This is a genomic window from Paenibacillus glycanilyticus, assembly GCF_030161375.1.
In the GTDB taxonomy this organism is placed as follows: Bacteria; Bacillota; Bacilli; order Paenibacillales; family Paenibacillaceae; genus Pristimantibacillus; species Pristimantibacillus glycanilyticus_B.
This window is the reverse complement of record NZ_BSSQ01000001.1, coordinates 423788-449165: the sequence shown is the minus strand read 5'-3', so window position 1 is coordinate 449165 and position 25378 is coordinate 423788. Positions and strand designations below refer to the sequence as shown.

Sequence of the window (25378 nt, the reverse complement as noted above, 5' to 3'; positions counted from 1 at the left end):
ATTTGTCTTAATCTCCCAGTTGAGATCAAGACAAATTGTTGTTTTTTATTTGTCTTCGGTAGGGTTTATTCCCGTGGCCTTCTACGGGCAGCGCCGCTGTCCAGCGCGGCTTGGATGACCCTGCGGCGTACTTCTTCTACCACTTTCGTATTAAAGACGCTTGGGATAATATACAATCGGCTCAGCTCGTCTTCGCCTATGACAGAGGCGATAGCTTCAGCAGCGGCAAGCTTCATTTGTTCATTGATGGTAACCGCACGGCTGTCCAGCGCTCCGCGGAAAATGCCGGGGAAACAAAGGACGTTGTTGATCTGGTTTGGATAATCGCTCCTTCCCGTAGCCATGACGGCGACGATATCTTCGGCAAGCTCGGGCCGGATTTCAGGCTCGGGGTTTGCCATGGCGAACACGATTGGATCAGGAGCCATCGATTGGATATGCTCTCTGGTCAATATGCCGCCTGCGGATACCCCTATAAATACATCGGCATTTAGGAGCGCTTCTTTTAGACCTCCGCTAATTCGGTCGTCATTGGTATTTTCTGCATACCATTGCCACATGGGATGGGAGTAAGTACGGTCGGCGGTCAAGATCCCTTCGCGATCCACGCCAACGATATGTTTGGCGCCGCCTGCAAGCAGCATTTTTGTGCATGCTGTCCCGGCTGCTCCGATTCCGCAAATGATAAACCGCGTATCCTCGATTTTGCGTTTCGTCAGCTTAAGGGCATTTAGAAGTCCGGCATACAGAACGACGGCGGTGCCGTGCTGGTCATCGTGGAAGACGGGAATATCGAGTTCATCCCGGAGCCTGCGTTCAATCTCGAAGCAGCGGGGAGCTGAGATGTCCTCTAGATTAATGCCGCCAAAGGCAGGGGCGAGATGTTTAATCGAAGCAATAATTTGCTCGGTATCCTGGGTGTCCAGACAGATTGGAAAAGCGTCCACGTCGGCAAATTGCTTGAATAACATCGCCTTGCCTTCCATAACGGGCATTGCGGCATAAGGACCGATATTGCCAAGGCCAAGCACGGCGCTTCCGTCCGAGACGACGGCTACGGTGTTTCGTTTGATGGTTAAGGTAAAAGCTTTTTTGGGATCCGCTTCAATGGCTTGGCAGACCCTTGCGACATCAGGGGTATAGACGCGGGACAGATCATCCCGGTTTTGGATGGGAGTTTTGGGTTGAATCGTAATTTTGCCGCCAAGATGGAGAAGAAAGGTACGGTCGGACACATGTCTGAGCCGAATGCCGGGTACGCTTTGAATGGCGGTTTGCAGCCGTTCCGCTGCTCCTGCTTCCGTAATTTTGACCGTTAAGTCGCGTATGCTGATTTGTTTGTCGGTTTGTATGACGTCAATCGCTACAATATCTCCGCCTGCCGCTTCAATCGCGGTGACGGCTTTGCCGAAATGTGCTTGTTGGGTATCAATTTCGAGACGCAGAATGATCGTTTTTCCGTCCATGCTTCGTTCTTTCATCCGAATCCTCTCCCTTTGCTATTCAACTGCGACGCACGTTCCATCTCTATAATAACAATAACCGGAAAAGGTTTGTACTATTCGAACGGATAAGGATTTGTCCAAGCAAAAAGCCGTCATTGCAACAGCTGCAAGACGGCTTTAGGACAAGTAAGCGGATTGTATTCTTCATTTCTTTTGTTAAGAAGGGCTTGGCGGTATTGGCTCGAAATATCGGGCTGCTGAATCATCTTCATCCATTTGTCGACCGTTTCCGTTTTCTCCAGCATTTCGCCGAAGCCGCCTTGGATGAAGTATTCGCAGTTCTGCTCTTCCTGTCCCGGAATCGGTTCGTAGAACAGCATCGGGATGCCTTTGCTCATGCCTTCCGTGCAGGTCATACCACCAGGCTTCGTAACAAGCACGTCGGCTACATCCATCAGTTTGCTTACTTCTTTCGTGAATCCGATCACCCGGATGTTCTCATGCCGGAACCTTGGGTTCGCGAGCATTTTTTCTTTAACTTTATCATTGTTGCCTACGCAAAAAATAAATTGAACCCGCTCGCGCCATTCCGTCATGTATTCCAGCAGGCTGTCCTCGTACATAAGTCCCCAGCCGCCGCCCATAATAAGGACGGTAGGCAGTTCCTTGAGGCCAAACTGCTGTCTGATCTCGGCTTTATCATAGGTTTTCCAGAAGTGGGGATGAACGGGAATGCCGGTTACGTTAATACGGCTTTCGGGTACGCCGTGATTAATGAGCTTGTCCTTCACCAGAGAAGACGATACGAGAAAGTTATTCACTTCTTGGTTCACCCAGGAGCCATGCGCGTCATAATCGGTAATGACGGTACAAAGCTTCATGTCTAGCCCAAGCCGCTTCAACCGGCTGACAACCGCATTAGGAACGGGATGCGTGCAGATCACCAGATCAGGCTTCAATTGGGAGATGACCTGGGAGGTATGGGTGTAGAACATACGGTGGAGCGCAAGCTGCATGAACCGGTTTAGCGATTTTTTATAATTGCTGCGGTACATCAAGCCAACCATCTTGGGCTGCTTGCTGACCGTTTTGCGATAGGCGGAAATGATTAAAGGTCCTAGCACGGGATTAAGAAAATTGCCCAGCTCCATCACGCGGGTCTGTATATCCGGGTTGAGCTGGCGCAGGCCTGCAGCCAAGGCGTGCGCGGCTTGCGTGTGCCCTGATCCGAATCCTTCGGAGAGCAGGAGCACTCTTTTCTTACGCATAATGTCACCTACTTTTCTAGTTCCATATTACGACTCTGCTCGATTTAAAACAAGTCATCCTGCTATTGAAGTTGCAGGTGCAATAGTCCCAGTACATGCTACTGCTCTGCAAACGGGATCATCATGGGTTCATTTGCACGAAAATATTCTTATATGATAGGGTATTGGCTATCCAATGAATACAAGTCGTTCGATGTACTAAGCGGTATTATAGCACATTGGAAATAAGTAGCGCGCATTCGATTCAGCAAAATGTGAACGGAAATTAAAGGCTGCGCTTGCTTCGCAGTTTAAGCACTTGCTTACGAAGCAATTCTTTAAGCTTAAGGAGGAACAAAATACATGCAAGAAATGAATCGTGAATTTATCGTGCCCGGCGCACTCGCCGTGGCGGAAGTGAGATCAGGGCAGTATATCGGTGAAATCGTTGAGGTGAACAGCCCTCGTGCCGTGTTTAAGGTGCTGGCGGTACTGAAGCATCCGGAGCAAGGTGACCTTCACCATCCTTATAACCCGGATGTGGCGATGTTCCATGAACGACGGGCGCTCAGTTATACGGAAAAAACAAATGTGCTTCTTCGCGATTTGAAGCCGTTTGAAGGGGAAGTGCCGGACTATAATGTGTCGCTGCAGGAGGCGGTATCCGCCCAGATCGCCGCGCTGGACCGTTTGATGCGTTGGTCCGCGCGCGGGCTGGAGCTGCTTAAGGAACTGCGGAAGGAATATAAGTAAACGAATAATTGCTTCTACTATAGTAAGGGGAACTTGCGGACTGCCCTCGTCTTATTTGTTGATGAAGGCGGTTTGCAAGGTACTGCGGTAAGTAACTTGCAGGCCAAGCGCTTCAGACAAGGCGGCAAGCGGAAGGTAGGTCTTCGATTCCTTGCCGGTCTTGAGCAGGAACGCGGGCGGCGTGGACAATTTAACTTTGTTATTGTCAATTACCACGTACGCCGAATTAATCGTAAATACAACTTTATGTCCGTTATAAGTAATCGTGGCGCTTTGGGAAGCGTTGCTCCAGCTTAGCTTTGCACCGGTTCCGAGAGCATCAATAATATCCCTCATCGCAACAAAACTCCGGTTGCTGCGGAGTACGGGAGGGGCTGCGCTGGCGGCAAGCTCCTTGCCGTCAACAACGACCGACATCTGGCTGCCGGCTGAACGCGGACGAACGGTCCTGTAATCGCCCCAGATCGTTTTGGCGAAAGCTTGCCCCATAGCCGCATAACCTAGCCTGTTCGGGTGGATGTCGCCTTGCGCAATGGACGTATATTCAACCTCATGGCCGGTAAACAGACTGTTTACATCCGCGATTTGCAGCTTAATGCCGTCAGTTCCAAGCCGGCTGCTTACCTGATCCAGCTTGCTTCGCAGCTGGGCAGCTCCGTCTTTTAGGACGGGCAGAGGAAGCGGCGAATATTGGTCTGCCATCACTAATTGAGCCTTCGGATTCAAAGAGGCGATCGTTCGGATTGTAGTTTCAAGATCTTTTTCATATTGGTTCAACACAGCTTGGATATAAGTGGCAATTTCCTCGTTTGTTGCTCCATCGAGCAGTTTGCTCATCACCGGAATCAGATCGTTACCTCCGATCGTTAGAACGATAAGATCGGCAGAACGTATGGATTTAGCCATTTGTGCCGTTTGCCCGACAAGCGTATCCTTGCGCGGGTCCTGCAGCTGTTCCTGGATTTCATCGGGCTTCACGGTTCGGCCATCCGAGGCGGCTTGAAGCAGCAGCTTCAAGCCTTCGGTTTTTAGACCGATAATGCCGTAATTGGCATACTCGGCGCGAAGTCCGTGGAAGAGGGCTTGTTCATATACCTGCTCGACGTAACCGTAAGGAACGGAATTGACGGTGAATCCATGCTCGTAACCGGCCGTCAGGGAGTCGCCCAAAGCGACAATCCGATAAGGATCAGGCTGAGCGGATGCGGACGCCGCAGCTGCTTTGTTACCGTTTCCACCCCAGGCAGATACGGTAACGATGATAAAAATAAGTGCGGAAAAAGTGAATCTAGACCTTAGTTTCCTTGATTTGCTATACAAATGTTCATCCTCCTTTTGATAAAATGTTAGGCATAGTATAAGAACACGAACAATGAGCTGTAAAGTAAAGTTTTATCACATTCATAAAAATATTAAATTGATTCCCTTTTGGCCTGATGTTAAAATAATATAATAACCGCAATGGCGGAACACGGCCCGGAACATGGTCAATCTTAAACGAAAGCTTCACGCAACTAATTATTTTCCACTAGATACGAACAATTTCCTTCAAAAGCTTCGAAAAAGTTTGTGTCCGCGGAAAGTTGCCATAAGCCATCACGTTTAAGCTCGCTAGAGCGGCAAGCAACAAGCCGATGCGCTTCGATTGCTGCCGTTCAAAACCAGTTATTGAGCTATGCTTGCCCAAAAATCTTCTGATAGAAAGGTTGCACACGATGAAAGAGAAAATTTTTGGATTACCGCCGAAACAAGGTCTATATGATCCGCGCTATGAAAAAGACGCATGCGGCATGGGATTTGTGGCAAACATCAAGGGAAGAAAATCGCACACTGTCATCCGTCAAGCGCTAACTTTGCTCGAGAACATGGAGCATCGCGGCGGTCAGGGCAGCGAACCTAACACGGGGGACGGCGCAGGTATTCTGCTTCAAATCCCGCATGATTTCTTCGCACGTGAACTGAACAAGCTTGAGATTGACCTGCCGCAAGAAGGAGAATATGCAGTCGGCATGCTGTTTATGCCGCAAGATGAAGCGATCCGCAGCTCGTTCGAGCGTGAGCTGGAGAGCATTATCCGCGAAGAAGGCCAAACGCTGATTGGCTGGCGTACCGTTCCAACTAATGATTCGAAGCTTGGTCAATCCGCTCTGTCGGTGAAGCCGTTCGTTCGCCAAGTATTTATTGCGAAGAATCCGGAGCTTCAAGATGAGCTGGCATTTGAACGCAAGCTGTACGTTATTCGCAAACGCGCTGAGATTGCGATCCGTTTCGGCGGCAAAGAAGGCGGAGAAATGTTCTACTTCACCAGCCTTTCGAGCAAAAAGATCGTCTACAAAGGGATGCTTACTACCGAACAAGTGCGCTCGTTCTATGTAGAGCTGAACGACGAGTCTGTCGTGTCGGCTATGGCGCTCGTTCACTCCCGTTTCAGCACGAACACGTTCCCGAGCTGGGAGCGCGCGCATCCTTTCCATTATCTGATCCACAACGGCGAGATCAACACGCTGCGCGGCAACATCAACTGGATGCATGCCCGTCAGACGTTGTTCGAAACCGAGCTGTTCGGCGAAGACATGGAGAAGGTGAAGCCGGTAATCAGCCCGGACGGTTCCGATACGGCGATGTTTGATAACGCCCTTGAATTCCTGCATCTGTCCGGCCGTTCCTTGCCGCATGTTGCGATGATGATGGTACCGGAGCCTTGGTCGAACCATGAGAGCATGGACGACGAGAAAAAAGCATTCTACGAATACCACAGCACTTTGATGGAGCCGTGGGACGGACCTGCCGCAATGGCGATTACGAACGGTACGCAAATCTGCGCTTACCTCGATCGTAACGGCCTGCGTCCAGCCCGTTATTATGTTACGAAAGACGACCATATCATCCTCGGTTCCGAAGCCGGCACTGTCGAAATCGCACCAGAAGAGATTTTGTACAAAGACCGTCTCCGTCCGGGCCGTATGCTCGTAGTAGATACAAAAGAAGGCCGCATTATTTCCGACGAGGAAGTAAAAGCGCAAATCGCGGCTGAACAACCATACCGCGAATGGCTTGACGAGCATCTGATCGGTCTTGAAGCATTGCCTGACGCGCCAGAGCTTCCTGAGCTGGACCATGCTACGGTGCAACAGCGCCAACAAGCTTTCGGTTATACGTTCGAAGATGTTCGCAAAGTGCTTGAGCCAATGGCCAGCAGCGGCCAAGAGCCGATCTCGTCCATGGGTTACGATGCGCCGCTTGCCGTATTGTCCGAGCGCCCTCAGCGTTTGTTCAACTACTTCAAGCAGTTGTTCGCGCAAGTAACTAACCCGCCGATTGACGCCATCCGCGAAGAAATCGTAACGGCTGTCGGCACAACAATCGGGCCTGAGCGCAACCTGCTGAAGCCTGAACCGGAAAGCGCGCGCCATATCAAGCTGGATACGTTTATCCTGTCCAACGAAGAATTCGCGAAGCTTCGCCATGTACGCCGTCCAGGCTTCAAGTCGATTACGCTTCCGATCTTCTTCCCGGCTGCCGAAGGCGAAAAAGGACTCCGTTCCGCTCTTAAGCTGATGCGCGAAGCGGCAGACCGCGTTATTGATAAAGGCCATAATATTCTTATTTTGTCTGACCGCGGTCTGGATAAAGACAACGCTGCGATTCCTTCGCTGCTTGCCGTTTCCGCTCTGCACCATCACTTGATCCGTCAAGGCACAAGAACCAAGGTTGCGATTCTGCTTGAATCCGGCGATCCTCGCGAAGTGCATCATTATGCGCTGCTGCTCGGTTACGGCGTCAACGCGGTTAACCCGTACCTGGCATTCGAGACGCTTGACGATATGATCCGCCAAGGCATGCTGAGCAATATCAAGCATGAGAAGGCCGTTAAGAATTACATTAAAGCCGCTACGAAGGGCGTAACCAAAGTATTGTCCAAAATGGGCATATCGACGATTCAGTCGTACCGCGGCGCGCAAATCTTCGAAGCGCTTGGTCTCCAGGAAGAGCTGATCAACGAGTACTTCACTTGGACGCCATCGCGTATCGGCGGTATCGGACTTGATATCATCGCTCAAGAAGCGCTGAAATGCCATAACAAAGCTTACGCTGACCAAGAGGGCGGGGAGAAAGAACTCGACTCCGGCGGCGATTATCAATGGCGTAAAGACGGCGAAGACCATTTGTTCAGCCCGCAGACGATTCATACGCTGCAAATGGCATCCCGTAAGAACGACTATAAACTGTACAAGAAGTTCTCGAACATGGTACAAGGCGAAGACAAGAAACATCTGATGCTTCGTTCGTTGCTCCAGTTCAAGGACGGACGCCAATCGGTGCCAATCGAAGAAGTAGAGCCGGTTGAATCCATCTTCAAACGTTTCAAAACAGGCGCAATGTCGTTTGGTTCGATCAGCAAAGAAGCACATGAAAGTCTCGCAATCGCAATGAACCGTATTGGCGGCAAATCCAATACCGGCGAAGGCGGCGAAGATCCTGCGCGCTTCATTCCTGATGCGAACGGCGATTCCCGCCGCAGCGCAATCAAACAGGTTGCATCGGGCCGTTTCGGCGTAACGAGCAACTACCTGGTTAATGCGGATGAAATTCAAATCAAGATGGCGCAAGGCGCGAAGCCGGGTGAAGGCGGTCAGCTTCCGGGACGCAAGGTTTATCCTTGGGTTGCTGAAGTTCGTGGTTCCACTCCGGGCGTAGGCTTGATCTCGCCTCCTCCGCATCATGATATTTACTCGATCGAGGATCTTGCGGAGCTGATTCATGACTTGAAAAACGCGAACCCTCGCGCCCGTATCAACGTGAAGCTCGTATCCGAGGTTGGCGTAGGTACAATCGCCGCGGGTGTTGCCAAAGCTCGTGCTGACGTAATCATGGTCAGCGGTTATGACGGCGGTACTGGCGCATCTCCAATGAACTCGATCCGCCATGCGGGTCTGCCATGGGAGCTTGGTCTTGCCGAGACGCATCAAACTTTGATGCTGAACAACCTGCGTGACCGCGTCGTTATCGAAACCGACGGTAAAATGATGAACGGCCGCGACGTTGCTATCGCAATCTTGCTTGGCGCTGAAGAATACGGCTTCTCGACAGCTCCGCTCGTTGTACTTGGCTGCGTTATGATGCGCGTATGTCAGCTGGATACATGTCCGGTTGGCGTTGCAACTCAAAACCCAGAGCTTCGCGCTAAATTTATGGGCGATCCTAGCCATGTTGTGAACTACCTTCACTTCATTGCGCAGGAGCTCCGTGAAATTATGGCTGAGCTTGGCTTCCGTACGATTCAAGAAATGGTTGGCCGCGTCGATATTCTTGAATCGAAAAACCTGGTTGACCATTACAAAGCAAAAGGCATCGATCTTGGCCTTCTGCTGCACTCTCCGGATGTACCGCAAGACGCTGCGCGTCATAACGTACAAGAGCAAAACCATGGTCTCGAGCTGTCGCTCGACATGCAAGAACTCGTTCCGGGTGCACAAGCAGCTCTGGAGAATGGCGAACGCGTTCGCGGCACATTCCCGATCTGCAACACGAACCGTGTAGTAGGTACGATCCTCGGCAGCGAAGTAACTCGTCGTTACGGCGCAAAAGGTTTGCCGGAAGATACAATCTCCTACCACTTCGTTGGCACTGCCGGCCAAAGCTTTGGCGCATTTGTTCCGAAGGGCATTACGCTCTCGCTCGAAGGCGACTCCAATGACTATGTTGGCAAAGGTCTCTCCGGCGGTAAAATTATCGTTGCTCCGTCTCCGAAAGCTACATTCGTAGCCGAAGAGAATGTCATTATCGGCAACACGGCGCTGTACGGTGCTACGGATGGCGAAGTATATATCCGCGGTATCGCGGGCGAACGCTTTGCGGTTCGGAACTCCGGCGTGAAGGTTGTTGTTGAAGGTGTAGGCGATCATGGCTGTGAATACATGACTGGCGGCCGGGTAGTTAACCTTGGCGGCACGGGCCGTAACTTTGCGGCTGGTATGTCCGGCGGTATTGCTTACATCTACGACGAGCATGGCGACTTCTACAAAAACTGCAACATCGAGATGGTTCTTCTTGAGCGTCTCGAGACAGAAGCAGATGTTGCTGAACTTCGCGGCATGATCGATCGCCATGTGGAATACACGGGCTCGGCAGTTGGTACACGCGTCCTGAACGATTGGGAAGGATCGCTTGCCAAATTCGTGAAGGTTATTCCGAAGGATTACAAGAAAATGCTGGAGCATATCCAAAAAGCGGAAGATGCCGGCTTGAAAGATGATAAAGCACTCCTTGCAGCGTTCGAAGCTAGTATGAAAGAGCTGGCTCGTACGGGCGGATAAGTGTGGGAACCAGGCTGGGCAATTGCTCGGCCTGGTTTTTTGTATTGAAGGAGTGTGGGAATGGCTCAGGGATGGCGGGAAATGTTCTCCTTCCGGTCGCTGTTGTCTACACTTAGCCTGAACAACATATCAAGGTTGCTAAGTGTAGACAAAGGCGAGCGCTCCGCTCCTCCAGGAGAAACATTTCCCTCTACCCTTCGCCCCACACTACAAGACACAAAAAAACCAGGCTTCGCAAAATGCCGTACGCCTGGGGAGAGTTGCGGCGATTACAGGCCGGGCGTTTTCATTGCCCGGCCTAGCTGTCTTCAGAAAACGACGTAAATTTCATTTTGTTCGAGGCACAGGAATCATAGTAACAAGAGATACAGGAATACTGCGCTTTTACGATACATGTGTAGCGGACATTTTAATGGTGAAGATCTAGGAAGGCAATATAATGTTTGATTAAGAGCGTAAGTTTTAGTAGAATAAAGTTCGAAATGCGTCTAGAAAGACCATTAATCTTCATACGGAGTTGAGTTTTATGGCAATTAATTTATTAGATCGGAACGAATCTGTCAATTGTATAAAGGAAGCAGCAAATTGTTCGGATAACAAAAGTCTTGTTAAGTTTGCTAAAGAAATCAGTGAGTATCTGAAAAATAATATTCACCTTAAGCCAGACAATGTAAATATCAAACGGTGTGCCAGTTGTTTGAATGCCTTGAAGAAAGCTGATAAAGGAACTGTTCCACTTCTTGATGAATTACGAAAGAGTGCTGTAGGAAGCTTAGTACAGATGAATTATCCAGATGCAGAGACTTTATATAGTAAGGCATAAACAAATACATAGCAATTAGAGTTAAACAACAAACGGCAGCCTTTTGACTGCCGTTTGTTGTTTAACTCAGGAATGTACTTATGATGGACTGAAGCCCTTATGTTGGGAATATTTTTTCGCTTATAACAACCCCTTCAGTCCCAACGATAAAATAACCGCCTCGATTCGAGGCGGTTATTTTATCGTTGGGACTTGCATAGGATGGAAATGTATGATGTTCGTCTACATGACACACGGCTGCATAGCAGCCGATTTTCAATCTATGAAAAAAAGGTTAGGAGCAGTTCGAACTGCTCTTAACCTCTCTCTAACCATTTTCTAAATATTCTTACAAAGGCTTCCAGAGGAGTCCAGTGTATATTCTTCACAAAAAAGTGGGCATAAATGCCTATTTTCGACAAAAATAGAACTAATCCTACCACACTTTCCGACATTATCCAGCCATATAGTTAGGTATAATAACATTATTGTTTTAGTTTATAGAAGCAGGGAGTCGGAGAAAATGAGAGATGCAGAAATGCAAGCAACTAGCACCGAAGAGAAACGTACTGAGCTAAATATTAGAGAAATATTAACCCAATTGGATATTCCGCCGGAAAAATGGCCAACGGATCTAATCCAGCCCTAACATCTGTCGCTGAGCTAATTCATCATGCGTTCAGCCCGAACGAACGCAATGAACCGTTTCGTTTCTTCAGCCGTAAGTTTGCGTCCATCCACACTCAAATTGTATTTCTCCAGCAGCTCTTCGTCGGACAGCTCCAGATGATCGACAAAGCTTCGAATATCTTCGCTTAACGCCGCCTGCGTATTCATTGTTCTTCCTACCAAATAATCTATGGTTACTTGATACAGGTCAGCAAACTTTGCAAGTGTCTCCGTATCAGGCTCTCTGCGGTTTTTCTCGTAATGAGATAATGCAGCCCTTGATATTCCGAGCTTAGCAGCGGTTTGCTCCTGTGTCCACTTTCTTTCCTCCCTTAAGCCAGCAATTCGGTTCCCTATATTCATCAGATATCCTCCTAAAATGACTGACTTTCCGCTACACCTATATTAATACGTAAACGTCAGAATTGCATTTGTTGCAACAAAATGTCGCAAAAAATCCATGTGATCATTATTTACACTTGACATGATACATAACGTATCGTAAAGTGAGAGAAACGAAAGATACGAACTGTATCATTAGATGATAGTATTTACACACCCCGATGCTTTTATTCCTCTCTTTGAAAATGAGGCAAGGAGATGCTTCAACATGGTTGCCGACCCTTTTATACCGAGGTCTAATATCCGAATCCATCTGCACGAAGGAATTACCGCAAGAGCCGGTCTGCTGGATGAGCAGGGTCTCTTGCTTACGGCTTCAACGTGCCCGGTGCTGATTCTGAATATTAGCCGCCACGGTTTAAGTTTTTTGTCCGGGTTATGTTTTCCCGTGCGCAAAAACTACCTGCTGGATTTTCAAATGAATATCTCAGGCGTTGTGCTGAATCTTCGCGGACATGTCGTATGGCGCAACAATAGAGATAACCAGTTTGAATACGGCGTTGTGTTCCATCCTCCATACCGGTTCAGGGCTGTGCTGGTTCGCATGCTGAATCAGGAACTTCTTCGTCAAAGCCCGCAGCAGCACAAGATCCACGCTTTATATCGCGCATTAAACCATAGTGCACTCCAATAAAAGTTGGCAGGTGGTCCATTCATGCAACAAGTTGAAATATCCAAGCTGATTACAATGATTAATCCCGAATCGCCGATTTCCGAAGCTTACCGTTCTTTGCGCACGAATATTCTGTTCTCCTCCATTGATGAACCTGTAAAAACATTAATGGTCACTTCCTGCCAATCCGGTGACGGCAAAACAACTACGATAGCCAATCTGGCGGTTGCTTTCTCGCAAGAGGGGAAACGAGTCCTTCTCATTGATGCGGATTTGCGCAAACCAACTCTCCATACGTATTTCTCGCTATCCAATCAGACCGGTTTAACGAATGTATTGGCGAACCAGACGGACTGGCAAGACGCTGTACATTCTACTTCCGTTGATAATTTGTTCTTTATCGGATCCGGTCCAACTCCTCCTAATCCATCCGAAATGCTGGGCTCCAAAAAAATGAATCTACTCATCGAGGAGATGTCCGCTCATTACGACATGATCCTATTTGATGCACCGCCTTCATTAATCGTGACGGATGGTCTTGTACTTGCTTCCAAATGCGATGGCGTGGTCGCCGTGATCAGTGTTGGAATGACCAAACGCCAGCAAGCGAAAAAAATGTACGCAAGTCTTGAGCATGTTAAAGCGAAATTGATCGGAGTCGTACTGAACAACAAGAAAAAAAGCAGCAAGGACCAGATGTACTACGCCTATTACGGTACTAACAGGAGGATGTAATGGGAGAGCAGCAAGTGAGACTCGTATTATTAGCCGGCGGTCAAGGCAGACGGATGTGGCCGCTTTCGCATGCCCGGCGCGCGAAGCAGCTTCTTCCTTTGCTGCCTGGAACAAATGGTGAACAAGAGTCTTTGCTGAAAAGGCTTTGGAGGCAGCTGGGCAACGTCGGCTTGCATCAGGATACGTTCATAGCGATCTCCCGCCACCAGACGGAAGCTTTGCGTAACGAGATCCCGGCGAGCCTGAACGTTATTCAGGAACCGGTAGCTGCGGGCATAAATCCGGCAGTTGCGCTTGTTGCCTCGTATCTCCACACCGTTGCGGCCATTCCTCTCCATGAGATTATTGCTGTCGTACCCGCGGATTTGTACGTGGAGGACGAAGAATGGTTTGAGACTTTGAAGGAGTTGCCTGAGCAGCTTCGCAAGCATCAGCTGAGCCGGGTATTAACAAGCGATTCAAGCGGGATTATCGCGTTTCAGCTGAAGAGCGTTATTTCTGCTTTGACGGAGGAAGGGCTGCCGCTTGCTTATGAGCAGTTGTTCCGGCACTACGAGGAGCTTCAGGGCAAGTTGGAGAGCGTCGTCTCCCGATTGCTTGAAGGCAGTCCTACCTTCCGTATGCCGGAGCTTCCTTTCCATCGCATAAACAGCTGGAACTCCCTTGCTGTTCTGTCAGAAAACGCTTCTATTTATAATGATTCGGCGGTTCCTGTAATTATGATGGGGCAAAGCGATATTATAGTTGCCGTTTCTTCGGCGGGGATTCTTATCGCGAATCGGAAGGAAGCCATACCCGACGATCGGCTTCGCAAGCTTAGCGAGGAAGAGCAGAAACCTCTTGTACCCGGCTATGAAGCCGGCCAATGGGGCAATGCGGTCGTTCTAAGCTGCACATCGGGCGATGACGGGCAACAATCGATCACCAGGAAGCTTGAAATGATAGAAGGCGAGTGTTTAAGTTATGCCTTTTATATGAAGCGGAAAAAGATCTGGACCCTGTTAACCGGTGTAGGTGAGCTCATTCGCAATGAAAAAAGGAGCATCTTGAAGGCAGGAGACGTTGTCGAAATCCTCCCCGGAGAAAGACATACGTTATTGGCCAGATCGGGAATATGCCTTCTGGAGGCTCATATTGGACCGGCGCTTACGGAGGATGACCGAATTGTACTTGCTGATCATTGGGAAGAAGTAAGAACGTTAATGTCGAGTTAGCGTCAAGCAAGGAAAGGGGTAGTGGAGTGTGAGACGAGGCTTGCGCAGAGCGCTTATCGGCATTGGGGCCGGATTCGTTATTATAGCTGCCGGAACAGCCGGTTATGCCTGGCATTTGTACGGTTCGGTGAAAAAAACGGCGGATCAAATCTATGAGCCGATTACGCCAACAACGTATGTAAGCAAAGATCCTGAGGTAACCGCCAATCAGGACCAGGCTGTCCAGGCATTGATTGAGAAACGCCATCCATTTACCGTGGTTGTCATGGGGGTTGATGAGCGGGAAAACGATCGGGGGCGCTCCGATACCTTGATCGTGCTGGCTGTTAATCCGGAGAAAAAATCCATCCTCATGTTTAACATTCCGCGTGATACAAGAACAGATATTATCGGGCACGGCACGACGGACAAAATCAACCATGCCTATGCCTTCGGCGGAGTTACCATGTCGAAAAATACGGTTGAGCATTTCCTGGACTATCCTATTGATTATTATATCCGGATTAACATGGAAGGCTTCGCCCATTTAATTGACATTCTTGGCGGTGTTGAAGTCAATAATCCGTTCGCGTTTAATTATGACGATCATCAATTCGATAAAGGGCTGATTGAGCTAAATGGCGATCAGGCGCTCAGTTTTTCCAGAATGCGTTACGACGATCCAAGAGGGGATCTCGGCCGCAACGCCAGACAACGGGAAATTATGATGGAAGTGATGAAGAGCTCGCTTCAGTTCTCCAACATTACTCAAATCCAAAAAATACTGAAGGAACTCGGCAATAGCGTAAAGACAAACATTACGTTTGACGAGATGAAAACCTTCATGACCGATTACCGGGAAGATTTGGGCAATATCAATACGGTCGAAATAAGCGGCTCGGGCAGTACGATCAATAAAGTATGGTATCTGATCGTAAGCGAGAAAGAACGGGAGCGGGTACATGAGCTTCTGAAAGAACAAATGAAAATGGTAGCGCCAGCGTCTTAATAGGACGCTGTTTTTTTCTTCTTGGCTGTAAACGCTTACAACGAGAAAAGACGACAAATAGGATACAAGTATTGACAACATTCGATAAATCCAATAAAGTTAAGATACGAATTGTAACAACAAAATTCGATAATGATACAATTAGTATAACGATCGGGAAGAGGGGAAGTAATGATGTTGCAACTGGAAGAATGCTTTTATTGTGTTGGATGCGGAAAAATGGTGAAGGTGCATGATGCAAAGGCACTTTTTCGGACCGGCTTTTTCCGTGTCGTGTTGCCGCTTGGCTGCTGCTCGGATTGTTCGCGAGTATAACAAATCTTAATAGGTTGTTCACTTTCCCTTCTACTCTTGATTCGCTATAATAGACGGACGATACATAAACTAGTTTTTGGAAATGGAATGGTGATCATCCCATGGAACAACCGATTGTACAGCTGCAGCAGGTGACGAAGCGTATCGGGAAGAAGACGATTATTAATAACCTGACGCTTGATTTGCCGCTGGGCGAAGTATTTGGTTTTCTTGGGCCTAACGGCTCCGGCAAAACAACGACCATTCGCATGATGGTGGGCCTTATGGCCATGACATCCGGCGAGATCAAGATCGACGGCCACAGTATCCGCACCGAATACCAGCAGGCTATTCGGAATGTCGGAGCTATTGTCGAGAATCCGGAAATGTACAAATATTTGACCGGGTATCAGAACCTTGTTCATTTTGCCCGGATGATTGAAGGCGTTACGGCTGAGCGGATCCAAGAGGTCATTGCCCTTGTTGGCCTCGAAGCCCGGATTCATGATAAAGTGCGGACCTATTCGCTTGGCATGCGCCAAAGATTAGGCGTCGCGCAGGCGATCTTGCACCGTCCGAAGTTGCTTATCCTCGACGAGCCGACCAACGGTCTTGATCCGGCGGGAATCCGCGAGCTGCGCGATTATCTTCGCCAGCTGTCGAAGGAAGAAGGAATTGCCGTATTTGTCTCCAGCCATCTGCTCTCCGAGATGGAGCTGATGTGCGACCGCGTTGCTATTATTCAGAACGGCAAGTTGATTGATGTTCGCACGATCAAGCAAGAAGGGCATGACGCTTTGAGCAACGTGAACATGTTGTTCGAGGTGGACAAGCCTGCCGAAGCGATTGCCGTGGCAGCGGAGCTTGGCAAAGATGCGTTCAAGGAAGGCGATGGCATTGTATTGGAGGCAAACCGCGATTTCGTAGCGGCCTTTAACGCAAAGCTTGTTGCGGAAGGCGTTCTCGTATACGGCATCCGCGTCCAAATTAAATCGCTTGAAGATCAATTCCTGGAAGTAACAGGAGGGGAACGCATTGTTTAATTTTTGGAAGCTTGTACAAAACGAAAATATGAAAATTTACCGCCGGCCGCGTACCTATGTGATGCTCGGCATTATGTTCGCTTTGATGGCGGCGATCTCCATCATTACGTATTTCGTGAATGATGCGCATGACGCTTCATCCTGGAACATGTTATACAATGAAGCTTCGATTATGTTCATGCTCATCACGGTGTTTACGATTGTCATTGCTTCAGGCAGCGTGGCGGATGAGTTTACGAGCGGCACGATTAAGCTGCTGCTGATTCGTCCATGGACAAGATCGAAAATATTATTGTCCAAATATGTGGCGGTGTTACTATACGCGCTCGGAATGGTTATCGCCATGCTGCTGTTTGGTTTTATTCTGAACATGGTGTTGTTCGGTTATCAGGACGCAACGGCTTCGGAGGTTATTTCTCCGCTGGTGACAGGGTCCATTATCGCGTATATGTTCCAATTCAGCGTGCTGAAATATATTTCCCTAGTCGTTACGACAACGCTTGCTTTTATGCTGGCAACGGTATTCCGCAGCGGAGCGTTGGCGATAGGCTTATCCTTGTTCCTCATTCTTGGGGTTAACACGTTTGTTATGTTATTAGCTACGCTTGATTACAAATGGATCGACTATCTACTGTTTATCCACCTTGACCTTACGCAGTACTTGGATCACAATCCAATGCGCGAAGGCATGACATTGGGCTTCTCTTTCCTTGTGCTTGCCGTCTATTATGCCATCTTTGTTGGACTCGCTTGGTATGTGTTCAAGAAGAGAGACGTGGCCGCTTAATTGCGCGCGTCCATATAAACAATAAACTCCCATTCGGTTCCAGTTGATGAGCCGAATGGGAGTTTTCTTATACCGCTTGACGCGCCTTTTCCTTCTCCCGATTCTGCTCCTTCGCAGATGCGGCTGAGCCGCCGCCGTTTGTCTCGGACAACGGACGGGTTCGGGTATCGGCTGCCGATCGTTCCATATGGCAGGTGCCGTTTAACATCCCTCCGTCTTGGACAATGATGCCTTGGGCGGAGATGCTGCCGGTTAATTGACCGGTTGCGGTAATCGTTAATCGGCCTTTGGCCGTTACTTCCCCGTACACCTTGCCTGCAATAACGATGTCTCTTGCCGTAATGTTGGAGCGTGCCATGCCGTTTTCCCCGATGATGACATCTCCCAGACAGACGATATCTCCGCTATGCTCGCCTTCAATACGGAGGTTTGCGTCGCAAGTCAGCTTTCCCTCCAAATGCGTTCCGAGACCAATTAGCGTGTCACTCGCCGAAACGTTGTTTTTATCCTTGAACATAAGCTTAGGTTAAGCCTCCTTCCAGTCCGATAAGTTTAAGTTCTATTGACTTTTATTCTCTCAAAGCTCGAGACATGCCAGAATTATATTCGGGATAGGGAGAAAAATGGCGTATACCTAAGAGTCAGTACGAGCTTGTCGAATATAATAATAGTGTCAAAGTTCTGATCTAACAGGATGGTGAGACATGAACGTAATGGAAACTAGGCTGCCGGGAGTGAAGCTGCTGGAGCCCCCCGTATACGGCGACCACAGAGGTTTCTTCACGGAAAGCTATAATGAGCAAACGGCGCGGCAGAACGGAATCATACAAGCTTTCGTACAGGATAATCATTCGTTATCGGTAGAGGCAGGCGTTATTAGGGGGATGCACTATCAACTGAATCCGAGAGCGCAAACGAAGCTGGTTCGGGTTACTGCCGGGGCGATCTATGACGTAGTTGTAGATATTCGTCGCGGCTCGCCAACCTTTGGAGAATGGCAAGGGTTTATTCTGAGCGCCGCGAACAAGCGACAGCTGCTCGTTCCGCAAGGTTTTGCGCATGGCTTCTGCACGCTGGTGCCAAACTGCGAGGTGCAGTATAAGGTGGATGCCCTTTATTCTTCCGAGCATGACCGGGGGATTGCCTGGAATGATCCGGCGCTTCGGATTGACTGGCCGGTCACGAAGCCGATCTTGTCGGATAAAGACGCGAAGCATCCCGTGCTTGCCCAGGCAGAAATCAATTTTGTATATGAGGGGTGAGCCTTCCCAAATGAAAATGTTAATTACAGGCGGAGCGGGCTTTATCGGGAGCAACTTCGTTCATTATATGTTAAGCCGTTATCCCGATTATAAGCTGATTAACGTTGATGCCTTAACCTATGCGGGTAATCCGGACAATCTCAAGCAGGTGGAGAATCATCCGAATTATTCGTTTGTCCAAGCGGATATTGCCGACCAGGCGGCGCTTACTCCGCTATTTGAAGCCGGAGTTGATGCGGTTATTAACTTTGCCGCGGAGTCGCATGTTGACCGGAGCATTGTGCAGCCGGATCTCTTTGTACGCACGAATGTCGTTGGGACCCAGACCTTGCTTGAATTATCGCGGATTTATCAAGTGGCGAAGTACGTACAGGTATCCACGGATGAGGTATACGGTACTTTGGGGGCGGAAGGGCTCTTTACGGAAGAGACGCCGCTAGCGCCCAACAGTCCTTATTCGGCCAGCAAAGCCGGTGCCGATCTGCTCGTTCGGGCGTATCACGAGACCTATGGCCTGCCGGCAGTAATAACACGCTGCTCGAATAACTACGGACCCTATCAATTTCCGGAGAAGCTTATTCCGTTAATGATTAAGAATGCGCTGGAGGATAAGCCGCTGCCGGTATACGGTGACGGTCTTCAAGTAAGAGATTGGCTGTATGTAGAGGATCATTGCAAAGCGATCGATCTCGTGCTGCATCAAGGCCGGGTGGGGGAAGTGTACAATATCGGCGGCAGCAACGAACGAACGAATCTTCATGTGGTGAGAACTATTTTGCAAGAGCTGGGTAAACCGGAGACGTTGATTCGTCATGTAGTAGACCGTCTGGGACATGACCGCCGGTATGCCATTGACGCGGACAAAATAAAACGCGAGCTTGGCTGGGTTCCGGACCATAGCTATGAAGAAGGCATTAAAGCAACGATTGCGTGGTATCTTCAACATGAGAAATGGTTGGAATCCAAATGACCGGAGCAACTGAGCAGCACAAGCTGAAAGTTGTCGTTACCGGTGCCAATGGTCAGCTTGGCAGAGAATTTGTGCTCATGGATACCGGCGGTTCATTCGAAATCATAGGACTGGATCGCAAGACGCTTGATATTACGAGTCTTGATCAATGTCGAAGCGTCTTGTCCCGGCTTAGACCGGATGTTGTCATTCATTGCGCAGCTTACACAGCCGTGGACAAAGCGGAAGCGGAGCCGGATGAGGCATTCCGCGTGAATGCTGCCGGCTCTCGCAACGTTGCTTTGGCTGCCAGGGAAATCGGCGCTAAGCTATGCGCTGTCAGTACCGATTATGTATTTGACGGATCTGGCACGGTACCGTACAAGGAGTATGACCGGACCAATCCGCAAACCGTCTACGGACAATCCAAGCTAGCCGGGGAACAGGCGGTCATAAGCCTTCATGACCGTTATTTTATCGTCAGAACCTCTTGGGTATTTGGCGCTTACGGCCCTAATTTCGTGCAAACGATGCTGAAGCTTGCATCTAAGCGCGACCGGCTGAGCGTTGTTGCGGATCAGGTAGGTTCGCCGACGTATACGAGGGATCTGGCGTTATTTATATTAGAGCTGGTACAAACCGATTATTACGGCATCTACCATGCATCGGGCAGCGGCGTCTGCTCCTGGTATGAGTTTGCGAAAGCGATCATGGAGGAGAGTGGCAGCAGCACGTTTGTCGAGCCTTGCACAACACAAGAGTTCCCCCGTCCGGCTCCCCGCCCCCTCTATTCGGTAATGGATCACGGCGCGATCCGCAGCAACGGCTTAACTCCGCTCCCGCCTTGGCGGGAAGCTTTGCGTCATTATTTATCTCAGCATAAATTTCCGCAGGAGGACCACACTAGTTGAATGGGATTCAATTAATGGGGTGCTAGAATGATCGGTTGGTTTATTGCAATCATAGTCTTTCTATTGTTATATAGCGCTCAGTCTGTTGCAATTGTCTGGATCGAGAGGCGCCTGCCCGCAAAAGCTACGGCATGGGTGTTTATTTCGCTCGCCGTGCCTGTTCTGGGTTTTGCCTGCTATTGGATGATTGGGCGGTCCAGGCGCGTACATGCAGGGCGCAATATTTCCAGAGAATACGAGCAAGCGGCAGAGCGCTTGTCCATATGCGCCGAGAGCGTTGGTGAGCTTGGCCAGACCGGCATGCTGCAGCGGGACCAGCTGCTTGGGCTGCTTCGCGTATGCTCGGGCAGGCCGGTGACGCTTGGCAATCAAGTAAAGGTGCTTACCAACGGGCGGGAGACTTTTGCGTCTATATTGGAAGAGATGGAGCGTGCCAGCCATCATATTCATCTGGACTATTATACGATCCGCGATGACGAGATAGGCCGGAAGTTCCTGCATGTCCTAACTGCCAAAGCGAAGGCGGGAATTGAGGTTCGCGTTCTGTATGACGGAATCGGAAGCGTTCATTTGAGTAAGCGGTACGTGTCGGAGCTGAAGCAGTCGGGCGCGAGGGTGGAATGTTTTTTACCGGCGGGAACCGCGCTGTTCAAGAGGTTATTAAACAGCCGCAATCATAGTAAAATTGCCGTTATTGACGGGAAAGTTGGTTTCGTTGGCGGCATCAATATCGGAGACGAGTACTTAGGCAAGGATAAGAGGCTTGGTTTCTGGCGGGACACGCAGCTCCGGCTTGAAGGAGACGCGGTCTATTTCTTGCAAGAGCTGTTTATGAAAGACTGGGAGCTGGCCGCCAAGGAACGTCTGCCGGTTAATGCCGGGTACATGCCCGAGCATGATCCCGATGAAGCGTTGCAAGAACCGGTTCTTATTGTGTCGAGCGGGCCGGATCGGAGCGGGGAACCGATTCTGGAGACCGCGTTCGCTTCCGTAACGGCTGCCACAACAAGCATCTCGATTTCGACGCCATACTTTATTCCGGATGAAAGTCTGCTGGCCGCGCTAGGCAGTGCCGCAAAAAGCGGGGTAGATGTCCGGTTAATTATACCCGGCATTGCGGATACGCAGCTCGTATTGTGGGCGACCTTGTCCTTTGTGGAACGGATGCTGGCAGCGGGGGTTCGGGTATACCGCTATCAAAAAGGCTTTATCCACGCGAAGGTCATGATCGTAGACGATCTGCTGGCGATAGTCGGAACGGCTAATATGGATATGAGGAGCTTTCACAGCAACTTCGAGCAGAACGCGGTCTTGTTTGATCATGGAACCATCTCGCGTTTGAAGCAAGATTTCGAGCAGGATTTGCTCGATAGCCGAGAGCTGGATTTGGAAAGTTTCCGGCAGAGGCAGGCAAAAGAAAAAGCAGCGGAAGCCGCTGCTAGACTATTGGCGCCGCTCTTGTAAAGGGCGGCTTATTTTTTGGCGCGGATAAAGCTGAGCACATGGCCTAGATCTTGCGGCTGTACCAGATCGATCAAGTCTCCGTAACGCTGGAGGCGTTCCGCTATGTTCAGAAGATGGAAGTCGGCCGGTTTTATGCCCCCTGCATATACTTCTTCCCATAGGAGCGGGGTAGAGACAGGCGCGCCAAAGCGAGCTCTTGGCGTATACGGAGCCGAGATCGTTTTCCCTTTGTAATGCTGCAAATAGTCTACATAAATGAGATCACCGCGGTTTTTGGTCAGCCGTTCAACGGTGAATAGCTGCGGATAAGCGCTTGATAAATAATCGCCGACGAATTGACCGAGGGTCCTCAGTTCATCAAACGTATATTTCTGCTGGACGGGAACGATGATTTGAACGCCTGTCGCGCCGGAGGTTTTGGGAACAGATTGGATCTTCAGCGAATCCAGCAGCTTTCCGACGAGCGCGGCAGCTTCGATGATCCGAGGTTCATCCTCCCGGGAAGGATCAAGGTCCAATATCCATTCGGTCGGATAATCCGGCTCGCTAATCCGGTCAAAGGACGCATGGAACTCAAGACAGGCCAAGTTGCCTAGCCATAGCAAAGTTGGCAAATTGTCGAGATGAATATAAGAGATTCCTTCGCTTTCGGCGATCGTGACGAAATCCGGCTTTGGTTCGGGACAGTTTTTCTGATAAAACGACTTATCCGCATAACCATGGGGATATCGAATCGTCGTCAAATAACGGTCCTTGCAATGCTTCAGCAGAAAAGGCGACAACATGGCAAGCTTCTCCAGATACATCGCTTTCGTTATGCCTTGCTCCGGCCAAAGCGGTTTCTCCGGGTTTGTAATCGTTAATTCATAGCCCTCCACCATAACGGTTGCCGTCCGTTTGGCAGATGCGTTTGTCCTGTTCATGTACGGCCTCCCGCTGGAGGAAGTCCAAAGGACACCAGCTTGGGATGTCTGAGCAGTCCGGCAGATGTCAGCTCAAGTCCCGTAACCCGGCATGGCAGGGGGGAAGGCAGCCATATGATGCTCTCGCCTTTCAATTCGGCGGGCAGCGATGGAAATGGCATAGGCCATGAAGGAGCATCGCTTTTCCGCAACTGAAGCATTTGGCCAAGCGTTTCCCGCATCGCTTCGTCAAGGCCAAGCGAGACGCTGCCGACGAACCGGCCTTGGTCGGACATAACAAGGCTTGCCGCCCGCCCGTCGCGGCGCTTCACGCCAACAATGCCGACATCAAGCAGAATGGCCCGTTTTTTCTTCAGCCAATCCCGATGGGCTTTCCCTTCCTTGTAGGGACTGTCTAATTTTTTGCTGACGATTCCTTCCCATTCATGCTCGTCCACCCATTTCCACAAGGAGTCCGGATCCGTATAAAGATCAGATATAAGAAGACGGTCCGAGCGGATTTCCTTCATCTTGGCTAGAAGCCGTTCATGCCTCGCCGCATAAGGAAGCGGACGCAAATCCTGGTCGCCGTCCTGCAGCAGGTCAAAAAGTACGTATAGCACTCTCCCTTGGCTGGAAGAAGGGGAAGGCTCGCCGCCGAAACTTCGCTCTCGTGTTAATACCATTTGGAAGTTGGGGCGCACGCCGTCGTAATAGACGATCTCTCCGTCCAGCATGCAGGGGCCAAGCTTAACGGCTTGCTCCTGCAGCGTCCTGTGGATCTCCGGATATACCGCGTTTTTGTTCAGCAGCTTCCGCGAATACAGATCAATTCTGCCGTCATCGTTTACCGTGGCAACGATCCGGACACCGTCCCATTTGATCTGGTAGATCCAGCCGGGCTCCACGGGAATCCGCTCATCCGCAATGGGAATCATCGGTTCGGCGGGGAGGGTGAAAACAGTCATTAAGAAACGGTCTCCGTCGCTTTATCTTTCTTCGCTCTAGGCTTGCGCGGCTTCACAAGCGGCTGGTCTGCAGCAGATGGCGCAGGAGCGGCCGCGGCTGGCGTGCCCGAGCCGGTGTCGAGTCCAACACCGCCCGGCGGCAGTTTGGCCGCATCAAGGCTGGCCTGAAGGGCGGCCATCAAGTCAAGCACATTGGTTTGTTCCTGCTGTGGTGCCACCTGAACTTCTTGGCCGGCAATTTTATTGTTAATCGCTTGAAGCATATTCGCCCGATAGTCGTCGCTATATTTGCTTGGCTCAAACGGCGTAGACAGCTGCTCAATTAGCAGCTTGGCCATAGTCAACTCTTTCTCGTTCACATTGACCGACTCCGGTATGCCCGGTACATGGGAAATCGAACGGATCTCATCGGGATAAAAGATGGTCTCCATCGCCAGACAGTTATCGATGACCCGAATAGCCGCGAGGCTGCTTTTGGAACGGATCGATACTTTCGCTACGCCGATCTTGCCCGTGTCGGACATGGCCTGGAGCAATAGGCCGTAAGCATTGCTGCCGGCCTGATCCGGCGATAAATAGTACGTCTTCTGGAAGTAGACGGGATCAATTTCCTCAAGCGCAACAAAATCCATAATTTGAATCGTATGCGATTTCTCCCCCGCTAACTGCTCAAGCTCTTCTTTGTCAAAGAGCACATAACGGCCTTTCTCGTATTCATAACCTTTGATAATATCGTCCCACTCCGCCTCGATATCGCAATTCGGACAGCGCCTTACGTAAGCGATTGGGCTGCCGCAAGTTTTATGAATCATGCGAAGCGAGATATCCTTGTCTTCCGTGGCCGAGAACATCTTGACGGGTACATGGACAAGCCCGAAGCTGATTGCGCCTTTCCATACGGTATGCATCTGGTTACTCCTCCTAAAATGAATTATCACCATAACGCCCCAAACAAGGGCGTCGTGATGATTCATACATCGAAAGCATGTGCTTAATGAACTTCTCCTGTTCTTTATTGTTGCCGCAATGCATGAGAATCAATCAAAACGGGCATATTTTGCTTGAACCAACAATGCTTGTTGCAGGGAGGAGTGAACCGACTATGATGGAATTCGATGATATCGAGAACAATGAGAAGCTGCCGGAAGACAAATGGGACGAAGGCCGCGACAATTATTTCATGGATATTGACCGCATGGTGAATGAGGGATTAGGCGGAGGCACCGTGTCCCCGCATAACGGGTTAATCGACGAATCAACTACCGATTATATGGTCCCCGAATCCAAGGACTAACCTGCAAAGGCATGCTAGAAGGAGAGAGCAACTATGGATATAAACCGCGCCAAACAGATTTACGACTCGGAAGCTACGATTAAGGTTCATCTTGACGATGGCGATTCCGTATGGATCGAGAACGTGGATGAAGCCAACGGAATGGCAACCGTTCAAGTCGGCGGCAACCCGATTAACACAAAGACGGTATCCGTAGACCGGCTGCAGGAACGATAACAACAGACAAAAACCGAACGGCTGATGAAGCCGTTCGGTTTTTTAATTGGAAAAAAATGAAACTTTTTTACCTTGTTCACCGTTTTAGGTTAGGTGTATGATT

24 protein-coding genes are annotated in these 25378 nt (G+C 49.8%); 16 read left to right on the top strand and 8 right to left on the bottom strand.

All coding sequences use genetic code 11. The annotated features are described in order from the left end of the window. Positions 1-65 precede the first annotated feature (65 nt). Together QQK89_RS01860 and QQK89_RS01855 are read right to left on the bottom strand one after the other, a co-directional pair. Positions 66-1481 carry an NAD-dependent malic enzyme gene (locus QQK89_RS01860; protein ID WP_284236710.1) on the bottom strand — a complete coding sequence of 472 codons (1416 nt, stop codon included), beginning with the start codon at positions 1479-1481 and terminating at the stop codon, positions 66-68. A gap of 116 nt (positions 1482-1597) precedes the next feature. After that, positions 1598-2713, bottom strand: a complete 1116-nt coding sequence (locus tag QQK89_RS01855) for an MGDG synthase family glycosyltransferase (protein WP_284236709.1) — start codon at positions 2711-2713, stop codon at positions 1598-1600. Between the two features lie 342 nt (positions 2714-3055). Here QQK89_RS01855 and QQK89_RS01850 point away from each other — a divergent pair, with 342 nt between their 5' ends. Continuing rightward, positions 3056-3445 carry a kinase-associated lipoprotein B gene (locus QQK89_RS01850; RefSeq protein ID WP_284236708.1) on the top strand — a complete coding sequence of 130 codons (390 nt, stop codon included), beginning with the start codon at positions 3056-3058 and terminating at the stop codon, positions 3443-3445. 51 nt (positions 3446-3496) lie between these two features. On the opposite strand, the gene QQK89_RS01845 is transcribed toward QQK89_RS01850, so the two are convergent. Then, on the bottom strand, positions 3497-4765 hold the full coding sequence (locus tag QQK89_RS01845) for a stalk domain-containing protein (RefSeq protein WP_284236707.1): 1269 nt from the start codon (positions 4763-4765) through the stop codon (positions 3497-3499). Positions 4766-5160: 395 nt separating this feature from the next. On the opposite strand from QQK89_RS01845, the gene gltB reads away from it, so the two are divergent. From gltB to QQK89_RS01830, 3 genes are all read left to right on the top strand, one after another. Further along, positions 5161-9762 carry a glutamate synthase large subunit gene (gene gltB / locus QQK89_RS01840; protein WP_284236706.1) on the top strand — a complete coding sequence of 1534 codons (4602 nt, stop codon included), beginning with the start codon at positions 5161-5163 and terminating at the stop codon, positions 9760-9762. 526 nt (positions 9763-10288) lie between these two features. Continuing rightward, entirely contained in the window at positions 10289-10585 is a 297-nt protein-coding gene (locus QQK89_RS01835) for a hypothetical protein (protein WP_284236705.1), read from the top strand. Positions 10586-11087: 502 nt separating this feature from the next. Beyond that, positions 11088-11213 (top strand): hypothetical protein, encoded by a 126-nt coding sequence (locus QQK89_RS01830; RefSeq protein ID WP_284236704.1) that lies wholly within the window; start codon positions 11088-11090, stop codon positions 11211-11213. 14 nt (positions 11214-11227) lie between these two features. Here the strand turns inward: QQK89_RS01830 and QQK89_RS01825 are convergent, their stop codons facing one another. Next, positions 11228-11596 carry a helix-turn-helix domain-containing protein gene (locus QQK89_RS01825; RefSeq protein WP_284236702.1) on the bottom strand — a complete coding sequence of 123 codons (369 nt, stop codon included), beginning with the start codon at positions 11594-11596 and terminating at the stop codon, positions 11228-11230. A 247-nt stretch (positions 11597-11843) separates the two neighbouring features. Between QQK89_RS01825 and QQK89_RS01820 the strand changes: the two genes are divergently transcribed. The 6 genes from QQK89_RS01820 to QQK89_RS01795 all read left to right on the top strand — a co-directional run bounded on the left by QQK89_RS01820 (position 11844) and on the right by QQK89_RS01795 (position 17309). Next, positions 11844-12269: a PilZ domain-containing protein gene (locus QQK89_RS01820; RefSeq protein WP_284236701.1), complete on the top strand. Its 426-nt coding sequence runs from the start codon at positions 11844-11846 to the stop codon at positions 12267-12269. A 21-nt stretch (positions 12270-12290) separates the two neighbouring features. Further along, positions 12291-12983: a CpsD/CapB family tyrosine-protein kinase gene (locus tag QQK89_RS01815; protein ID WP_284236700.1), complete on the top strand. Its 693-nt coding sequence runs from the start codon at positions 12291-12293 to the stop codon at positions 12981-12983. Next, positions 12983-14197, top strand: coding sequence for a sugar phosphate nucleotidyltransferase (locus tag QQK89_RS01810; protein WP_284236699.1), 1215 nt, complete (start codon positions 12983-12985; stop codon positions 14195-14197). Before QQK89_RS01815 ends, QQK89_RS01810 begins: the two co-directional genes overlap by 1 nt. 28 nt (positions 14198-14225) lie before the next feature. Further along, a complete protein-coding gene (locus QQK89_RS01805) occupies positions 14226-15185 on the top strand; it encodes an LCP family protein (RefSeq protein WP_284236698.1) in 960 nt (319 codons plus the stop codon). Positions 15186-15601: 416 nt separating this feature from the next. Then, complete coding sequence (locus QQK89_RS01800; protein WP_284236697.1) at positions 15602-16522, top strand: ABC transporter ATP-binding protein; 921 nt, start codon at positions 15602-15604, stop codon at positions 16520-16522. After that, positions 16515-17309, top strand: coding sequence for an ABC transporter permease (locus QQK89_RS01795; protein ID WP_284236696.1), 795 nt, complete (start codon positions 16515-16517; stop codon positions 17307-17309). Before QQK89_RS01800 ends, QQK89_RS01795 begins: the two co-directional genes overlap by 8 nt. A gap of 67 nt (positions 17310-17376) precedes the next feature. Here the strand turns inward: QQK89_RS01795 and QQK89_RS01790 are convergent, their stop codons facing one another. Continuing rightward, the gene (locus tag QQK89_RS01790) at positions 17377-17826 is read right to left on the bottom strand and encodes a bactofilin family protein (protein ID WP_284236695.1); all 450 of its coding nucleotides are present in this window, start codon (positions 17824-17826) and stop codon (positions 17377-17379) included. 187 nt (positions 17827-18013) lie between these two features. Between QQK89_RS01790 and rfbC the strand changes: the two genes are divergently transcribed. The 4 genes from rfbC to cls are packed head-to-tail and all read left to right on the top strand — an operon-like array spanning position 18014 to position 21895. Continuing rightward, positions 18014-18571: a dTDP-4-dehydrorhamnose 3,5-epimerase gene (rfbC, locus tag QQK89_RS01785; RefSeq protein ID WP_284236694.1), complete on the top strand. Its 558-nt coding sequence runs from the start codon at positions 18014-18016 to the stop codon at positions 18569-18571. A gap of 10 nt (positions 18572-18581) precedes the next feature. Then, positions 18582-19541 (top strand): dTDP-glucose 4,6-dehydratase, encoded by a 960-nt coding sequence (gene rfbB / locus QQK89_RS01780; RefSeq protein WP_284236693.1) that lies wholly within the window; start codon positions 18582-18584, stop codon positions 19539-19541. Positions 19542-19564: 23 nt separating this feature from the next. After that, a complete protein-coding gene (gene rfbD / locus QQK89_RS01775) occupies positions 19565-20431 on the top strand; it encodes a dTDP-4-dehydrorhamnose reductase (protein WP_284236941.1) in 867 nt (288 codons plus the stop codon). 27 nt (positions 20432-20458) lie between these two features. Then, positions 20459-21895: a cardiolipin synthase gene (gene cls / locus QQK89_RS01770; protein ID WP_284236692.1), complete on the top strand. Its 1437-nt coding sequence runs from the start codon at positions 20459-20461 to the stop codon at positions 21893-21895. A gap of 8 nt (positions 21896-21903) precedes the next feature. Here the strand turns inward: cls and ligD are convergent, their stop codons facing one another. From ligD to QQK89_RS01755, 3 genes are read right to left on the bottom strand one after another with little or no spacing between them, the layout of a single operon-like run. Beyond that, positions 21904-22818: a non-homologous end-joining DNA ligase gene (gene ligD, locus QQK89_RS01765; protein ID WP_284236691.1), complete on the bottom strand. Its 915-nt coding sequence runs from the start codon at positions 22816-22818 to the stop codon at positions 21904-21906. Beyond that, positions 22815-23765, bottom strand: a complete 951-nt coding sequence (locus QQK89_RS01760; RefSeq protein ID WP_284236690.1) for an RNA ligase family protein — start codon at positions 23763-23765, stop codon at positions 22815-22817. The genes ligD and QQK89_RS01760 overlap by 4 nt, the downstream gene beginning before the upstream one ends. Continuing rightward, positions 23765-24673, bottom strand: coding sequence for a Ku protein (locus tag QQK89_RS01755; protein ID WP_284236689.1), 909 nt, complete (start codon positions 24671-24673; stop codon positions 23765-23767). The genes QQK89_RS01760 and QQK89_RS01755 overlap by 1 nt, the downstream gene beginning before the upstream one ends. Before the next feature lie 197 nt (positions 24674-24870). On the opposite strand from QQK89_RS01755, the gene QQK89_RS01750 reads away from it, so the two are divergent. Together QQK89_RS01750 and QQK89_RS01745 are read left to right on the top strand one after the other, a co-directional pair. Further along, complete coding sequence (locus tag QQK89_RS01750) at positions 24871-25059, top strand: hypothetical protein (RefSeq protein WP_284236940.1); 189 nt, start codon at positions 24871-24873, stop codon at positions 25057-25059. 33 nt (positions 25060-25092) lie between these two features. After that, positions 25093-25275, top strand: coding sequence for an H-type small acid-soluble spore protein (locus QQK89_RS01745; RefSeq protein ID WP_284236688.1), 183 nt, complete (start codon positions 25093-25095; stop codon positions 25273-25275). The last annotated feature ends 103 nt before the right edge of the window (positions 25276-25378 follow it).

Excerpts from the sequence above, each read along its gene's own strand:
- QQK89_RS01860 (WP_284236710.1), bottom strand. The coding sequence starts at position 1,481 with ATGAAAGAACGAAGCATGGACGGAAAAACGATCATTCTGCGTCTCGAA.
- QQK89_RS01855 (WP_284236709.1), bottom strand. The coding sequence starts at position 2,713 with ATGCGTAAGAAAAGAGTGCTCCTGCTCTCCGAAGGATTCGGATCAGGG.
- QQK89_RS01850 (WP_284236708.1), top strand. The coding sequence starts at position 3,056 with ATGCAAGAAATGAATCGTGAATTTATCGTGCCCGGCGCACTCGCCGTG.
- gltB (WP_284236706.1), top strand. The coding sequence starts at position 5,161 with ATGAAAGAGAAAATTTTTGGATTACCGCCGAAACAAGGTCTATATGAT.
- QQK89_RS01835 (WP_284236705.1), top strand. The coding sequence starts at position 10,289 with ATGGCAATTAATTTATTAGATCGGAACGAATCTGTCAATTGTATAAAG.
- QQK89_RS01830 (WP_284236704.1), top strand. The coding sequence starts at position 11,088 with ATGAGAGATGCAGAAATGCAAGCAACTAGCACCGAAGAGAAACGTACT.
- QQK89_RS01825 (WP_284236702.1), bottom strand. The coding sequence starts at position 11,596 with ATGAATATAGGGAACCGAATTGCTGGCTTAAGGGAGGAAAGAAAGTGG.
- QQK89_RS01820 (WP_284236701.1), top strand. The coding sequence starts at position 11,844 with ATGGTTGCCGACCCTTTTATACCGAGGTCTAATATCCGAATCCATCTG.
- QQK89_RS01815 (WP_284236700.1), top strand. The coding sequence starts at position 12,291 with ATGCAACAAGTTGAAATATCCAAGCTGATTACAATGATTAATCCCGAA.
- QQK89_RS01810 (WP_284236699.1), top strand. The coding sequence starts at position 12,983 with ATGGGAGAGCAGCAAGTGAGACTCGTATTATTAGCCGGCGGTCAAGGC.
- QQK89_RS01800 (WP_284236697.1), top strand. The coding sequence starts at position 15,602 with ATGGAACAACCGATTGTACAGCTGCAGCAGGTGACGAAGCGTATCGGG.
- QQK89_RS01790 (WP_284236695.1), bottom strand. The coding sequence starts at position 17,826 with ATGTTCAAGGATAAAAACAACGTTTCGGCGAGTGACACGCTAATTGGT.
- rfbC (WP_284236694.1), top strand. The coding sequence starts at position 18,014 with ATGAACGTAATGGAAACTAGGCTGCCGGGAGTGAAGCTGCTGGAGCCC.
- rfbB (WP_284236693.1), top strand. The coding sequence starts at position 18,582 with ATGAAAATGTTAATTACAGGCGGAGCGGGCTTTATCGGGAGCAACTTC.
- cls (WP_284236692.1), top strand. The coding sequence starts at position 20,459 with ATGATCGGTTGGTTTATTGCAATCATAGTCTTTCTATTGTTATATAGC.
- ligD (WP_284236691.1), bottom strand. The coding sequence starts at position 22,818 with ATGAACAGGACAAACGCATCTGCCAAACGGACGGCAACCGTTATGGTG.
- QQK89_RS01760 (WP_284236690.1), bottom strand. The coding sequence starts at position 23,765 with ATGACTGTTTTCACCCTCCCCGCCGAACCGATGATTCCCATTGCGGAT.
- QQK89_RS01755 (WP_284236689.1), bottom strand. The coding sequence starts at position 24,673 with ATGCATACCGTATGGAAAGGCGCAATCAGCTTCGGGCTTGTCCATGTA.
- QQK89_RS01750 (WP_284236940.1), top strand. The coding sequence starts at position 24,871 with ATGGAATTCGATGATATCGAGAACAATGAGAAGCTGCCGGAAGACAAA.
- QQK89_RS01745 (WP_284236688.1), top strand. The coding sequence starts at position 25,093 with ATGGATATAAACCGCGCCAAACAGATTTACGACTCGGAAGCTACGATT.